At 42.4% G+C, this 5,458-nt stretch carries 3 protein-coding genes; 1 reads left to right on the top strand and 2 read right to left on the bottom strand.

Annotated elements, in window-relative coordinates; all coding sequences use genetic code 11:
- The first annotated feature begins 426 nt into the window (after nt 1-426).
- Nucleotides 427-2,535 (top strand): methyl-accepting chemotaxis protein, encoded by a 2,109-nt coding sequence (locus B4N75_RS06960; RefSeq protein ID WP_296706979.1) that lies wholly within the window; start codon nt 427-429, stop codon nt 2,533-2,535.
- A 267-nt stretch (nt 2,536-2,802) separates the two neighbouring features.
- Here B4N75_RS06960 and B4N75_RS06955 read toward each other — a convergent pair whose 3' ends face one another.
- A complete protein-coding gene (locus tag B4N75_RS06955) occupies nt 2,803-4,116 on the bottom strand; it encodes an RluA family pseudouridine synthase (protein ID WP_296706978.1) in 1,314 nt (437 codons plus the stop codon).
- Between the two features lie 53 nt (nt 4,117-4,169).
- Nucleotides 4,170-5,279 carry a 30S ribosomal protein S1 gene (locus tag B4N75_RS06950; RefSeq protein WP_296020655.1) on the bottom strand — a complete coding sequence of 370 codons (1,110 nt, stop codon included), beginning with the start codon at nt 5,277-5,279 and terminating at the stop codon, nt 4,170-4,172.
- Nucleotides 5,280-5,458: the final 179 nt, after the last annotated feature.

The raw sequence follows: 5,458 nt of genomic DNA, 5'->3' as shown, positions 1-5,458 counted from the left end.
AGCTTGCCAAAATTCGGCATTCACGCCATTAGCTACAAAAATAAATAATTTTATGCTATAATATTGCTCCGATAGTCTTTTAAATTCGGCACATATTCTTAAGTTCAATTTCGAATTTTACTGTCATTATCGGGCTTGACCCGATAATCCCACTGCAAACAGATTGCCGTGTTAAGCACAGCAATGACAGTTATTTAGAGATTGCCCGGTCAAGCCGGGCAATGACAGAAAAAAGGTAAACCGTGCAATGACAGAAAAAAGGTAAGCCGGGCAATGACAGTTTCGCTGGCATTGCTATGGAATTGTAAAAATTAAAATGCACATCAAAATAATTTTTTTTTAGACAGAATACATATCCTGATGTATAATCAATCTTAGCCTTTTAGACTTTCTTATAAAGACAAACTCAAAGGAGAATATTTTATCATGAAAGAAAAAACTGTTTTAAATACCGAAAAACGCAAGAGCCTTGTGATTCGGCTTGTTCTTTTTGTAGGGCTTTCAATTGTGTGCTTTAATTTTCTGCAGATTGTTATAACAGGAGAAATTACAAAAAAATCCACACTTGAGGATTCTGCGAACGACTACGCAGTTGTGGCGGCGGCTTATTCGCAGGTAATTTCAGAAAAGATAGAAGCCTATTTCTATGCCATGAATTTCTATGTGAATTCGGACATGGCTCTGGAAGGAACTTTTGACGAAATGCACCAATGGCTTGTCTCTCAGGAAGATCAGCGTATATCCGAGTTTGACTACATAATGCTTGCAGGCCCGGACGGAACCGCCTATACGGACACAGGAAAAACCATTGATATTGCCGATCGTCCTTATTTCAAGGCGATAATGCAGGACGGAAAGACGAGTTTTATTGATGATCCTGTGGTTTCAAGAACAACGGGGCAGTCTGTAATTCACGTAACACGCGCGATTGTGCGCAACGGAAAAAACATAGGTCTTTTTTCGGGAGTAATGCAGTCAAAGCATTTGGGCGAGATTATCAGCAATATAAAAGTTGGAAACACAGGATACGCATTCGTTCTTGCCGATGACGGAACTGTAATCTCCCATCCGAACAAGGACTGGATAAATAAGCGCAACTTCCTTACAGGCTATTCTGTAGGACACGAGGACATGGGCGAGCTTGCCCAGCGGATGGTGGACGGCGAAACAGGGCACGCCTGGCTAAAAGGAATTTATGACGACCTTGAATTTGTAAGCTTTACGCCGGTAGAAGGCACTTCATGGTCAATGGCAGTTTCAATTCAGCAGAAGGAAATATATTCTTCAATTTCTTTAATGATGGGACAGATGGCTTTGCTTTCTCTTATAAGCGCGATTCTTCTTGTAAGCATAGCGGGCTTCCTTATGTACCGCGCAATAAAACCATTGAAAAAACTTGACGGGGCAATAACAAAAATCGCTTCTGGCAACGCCGACCTTACACAAAGAATTGAAATAAATTCCAACAACGAAATCGGATTTGTTGTAAAAGGATTCAATAAATTCGTTGGCAAGCTGCATGAAATCATTTCCGATGTAAAAACTTCCAAAAGCGAGTTGAGCAATGCCGGCGAAGTTCTTGAAGAAAGCACTCAGGACGCAACCAGCGCTATTACGCAAATTATTGCAAACATTGGAAGCGTAAGAAATCAGATTGTTAATCAAAGTTCAAGCGTTGAAGAAACTGCTGGAGCTGTAAACGAAATCGCTTCAAATATTTCTTCACTTGAAAAAATGATTGAAAATCAAACCGCCGGCATAACACAGGCATCTGCCGCAGTTGAAGAAATGCTTGGTAACATTTCTTCTGTAAATAAGTCGGTTGACAAGATGGTCTCTTCTTTTGAGGAGCTTCAGTCGGATACTCAAAATGGTTTTTCAAAACAGCAGATTGTAAACGAGCAGATAGAAAAGATTGAAAAACAGTCCGCTATGCTAAAAGAAGCGAACGCAACAATTTCTTCAATCGCAAGCCAGACAAATCTTCTTGCCATGAACGCCGCTATCGAGGCCGCGCACGCAGGCGAAGCCGGAAAAGGATTCAGCGTTGTTGCAGACGAGATCCGCAAGCTTTCTGAAACTTCTACTGCGCAGTCAAAGACAATTGGTTTGCAGCTGAACAACATTCACGAATCTATAAACGAAGTTGTATCTTCTTCTGCGGAATCCAGTGTCGCATTTGAAAGCGTTTCAAAGAAAATCAAGGACACAGACCAGCTTGTTCTTCAGATAAAATCGGCAATGGAAGAACAGGCGGAAGGCTCTAAGCAGATAAACGAAGCTCTTCATTCTATGAACGACAGTTCTTCTGAAGTGCGCAACGCATCCTCTGAAATGTCTGCCGGAAACCAGGCGATTCTTGAGGAAGTAAAACGGCTTCAGGATGCCACAATGGTTATGAAGGAAAGCATGGACGAAATGGAAATCGGCGCAAAGAAGATAAACGAAACAGGAGCCGCGCTTGGCGAAATATCTTCAAAGGTAAAAGGTTCCATTTCAAAAATTGCGGATCAAATTGACCAGTTTAGCGTTTGATTTTTAAGCCCCTGTCATAAAACTGTGTAAATGGCAGGGGGCATGCAACTGTTTTTAGCCATCGTAAGGGCTCATCGGCTTTTGATAAAACAACTGCAAAATTTTCAGCCCAATGCTAACAAAGCTGACTTTGCCGTGCTTGGCATCGTAATCTGTTGCAAAGTTTCAATAGATTATCGGGTCAAGCCCGATAATGACATTAAATTATAAAATTCGAAATTAAGGGTATTTAGTCTTTCTGTTCCTAGCTGTCTGATAAAAATGATGTTAAAACTCCGGCGGACATAAAAAGTCCATCTTTTGTTTTGTGCGCGGATGTGTAAAAGAAAGTTCCGAGGCGTGCAGCAATAGTCTTTCGCCTTTTTCGCAGCGGCCGTAAAGTGTATCTCCTATGATTGGAAGCCCGAATCCGTGGCTGTCTGCCGCCGCAAGTCTAAGCTGGTGTGTGCGTCCTGTGTGCGGAATAAAGGTTACCCTGGTTACGGGGCGCCGGCTTTTGTCCGGAGCGGTGTAGTATTCAACGTTTTCTATCTGCCACTGTGTGACTGCGCTTTTGCCGTTTTCTCTGTCCCATATTTGATGAGGCCTGTTCTCTATATCCAGACGGAAAAACAGTTCCATAGTTCCGCTCTTTTCTATTCCCTTTTTTGCAAGAATTCCGTCTATGAGGGCAATATATTTTTTGTGAACTTCCCTTGCTTCAAACTGGCGGTTTAATTCTCTGTGCGCTTCTTTTGTAAAGGCGAGCACTAAAAGTCCGCTTGTTTCCATGTCCAGTCTGTGCACTGAAGGCTGTTCTATGCAGTCTGGAAAAAGTTTTTTTACTCTGTTTACTATGCAGTCCTGTTTTTCCGGTCCTCGTCCGGGAACGCTCAAAATTCCGCTTTGTTTGTTTACTACTATTATGTCGCTGTCGCGGTATAAAATTTCAAGGCCTAAGATTGCTGGAAGAACAAGGGAGCAGCGGCTGTCGCAGGGCGGGTAAAGCTCTGGTTTTTTGCCGGGATGTTCAATCTGTGCTGTTTTGCCTTTTAGGGCAAAATGTATTTTTGTTTCTGCCATGCTGAGAGGAACAAGCGAGTTTTTAAAGGCGTAGCTTAAAAGTTTTGGAGCGCAGCAGTCGCCTGTTCCTGTGGGCGGAAGTTTTTTTGTCTTTTGGTAATCTATAATATCTAAAAGCTTGCGCTCTTTTTTGTCTGCGCAGCAGAATGAGTATCTGTCAAAAACTTTTAAAAGAGAAGCGTCGCAGAGTTTTTCGCGCTGTTTTTTTAATTCTGCTTGCTTTTGAGGCAAAACCTCTTTTTTTATTTTGTCCGTAAGCTCGTGAATTTCAAGGTCGTTTTCTTCCAGGGCCTTTTGAATCTGCTCGTTGGAAACTACTGGCTCAACAAAGATTCCCGGAAGCTCGCCTCTTAAACTGCAGCTTATGCCCGAAACTGCAATCAGATTTACAAATTCGCCTTCTTTTGCGTCTGTTTTTTTGCAGACGAGCACACCGAGCATCACGAGAGAACTGTTCCGTTCGTCAGAAGGTTTTGAGTTGCGGAGCAAAGCTATCGAGCCGCCGCCGAGTTTTTTCAAGATGTCTAAAACTACGCCGGCGGCTTTTTCTTGTTCAAATGGAGGAAACAACTTTATTTTTTTAAGAGGGCTGCAAACGGATTATAGGTATCTCCGTCGTCAGAATCTTGAGATTCAAGATATGTTTCTGCTTCGCTGTCCTGTTCTGCCGAAGTTGCCGGAGAAAGAGATATTCTCTTGTTTGCGGCATCGATTTTTTGAACAACTACGTCAAATTCTTCTCCAACTTTAAACTTTTTGCTCAAGTTTGTTGTTGCGCTTACGTCTTCGATTTCGCTTATATGGACAAGACCGTCGATTCCTGGCAAAAGGTTTACAAAAAGACCGAAGCCTGTGATGCGTGCGATTTTTCCGCTTGTTTTCTGTCCTGGCTTTAGATTTTCTGTTACGCTTTCCCATGGATCTTTTTCGAGGGCTTTAAGGCTCAAGCTTACCTTTGAGCGGTCTGGATGCTGCGTGTTCCAGTCTGCCTTTATTATTTTTGCTTCGATTTTCTGTCCGACACTCAAAAACTCAGAAATGTCATTTACGCGCTGGTGGCTGATTTCGCTGATTGGAAGAAGAGCCTGAAAACCGTCAATATCTACGAATGCTCCGTAAGACTGGATTGATTTTACTGTTCCGCTTACGATGTTTCCTTCGCTTAGTTTTCCTGAAAGCGCATTTACCTTCGCATTTTCTGTTTCTTCTTCGAGCTTCCTGTTGGAAACAATGATGTTTTTTCCTTCATTTTTGAATTCGCTGATTAAAAATGTCATTGTTTTTCCAATGTATTCTGAAGGCTCCAGACGGTTTTTGTAGCCCATTTGGCTGTAAGGGCAGAATGCGCGTGTCTGTCCGAGTTTTACTTCAAAACCGCCTTTGATTTCTTTTTCTACGTGTCCTTCGACTGGAAGTGCGTTATTGAAAGCGTTTTCGAGAATCTGGAGCCCTGCGTTTTCGCCTTTGATTTTTGTCGTAAAGTGGAGTTCATCGCGGCTTGAGCCTACAAAATAGACTTTTACCTTGTCGCCTTCTTTTACAGTGCAGTTTCCGTTTTCATCGGTAAAATCTGCCTTGTCTACAAAACCCTCGCTTTTTAGTCCGAGGTCAATAAAAACTGTGTCTCCAGAAATCTGCACAACTGTTGTTTCGATTTCATCGCCTGTATTGAATTGCGTCATTTTTTTGCTTTCCTTTTTAAATTTGTTTTTTTTAGTTTGAATGTCGGTTTTTTATTGTGCGCTTCTGCGCACGGCCTGCCACTATGTGGCAGGGATTTTTGCGTGCAAGCACGCTGCGACTTTTGCTTACGCAAAACTCTTTTTTTTATTGTGCGCCTCTGCGCACGACCTGCCACTAT

The sequence above is a fragment of the Treponema sp. UBA7570 genome (genome assembly GCA_002477955.1).
Classification (GTDB): domain Bacteria; phylum Spirochaetota; class Spirochaetia; order Treponematales; family Treponemataceae; genus Treponema_D.
Note: the sequence above shows the minus strand (reverse complement) of the source record. Positions and strands in the feature narration are given on the sequence as shown.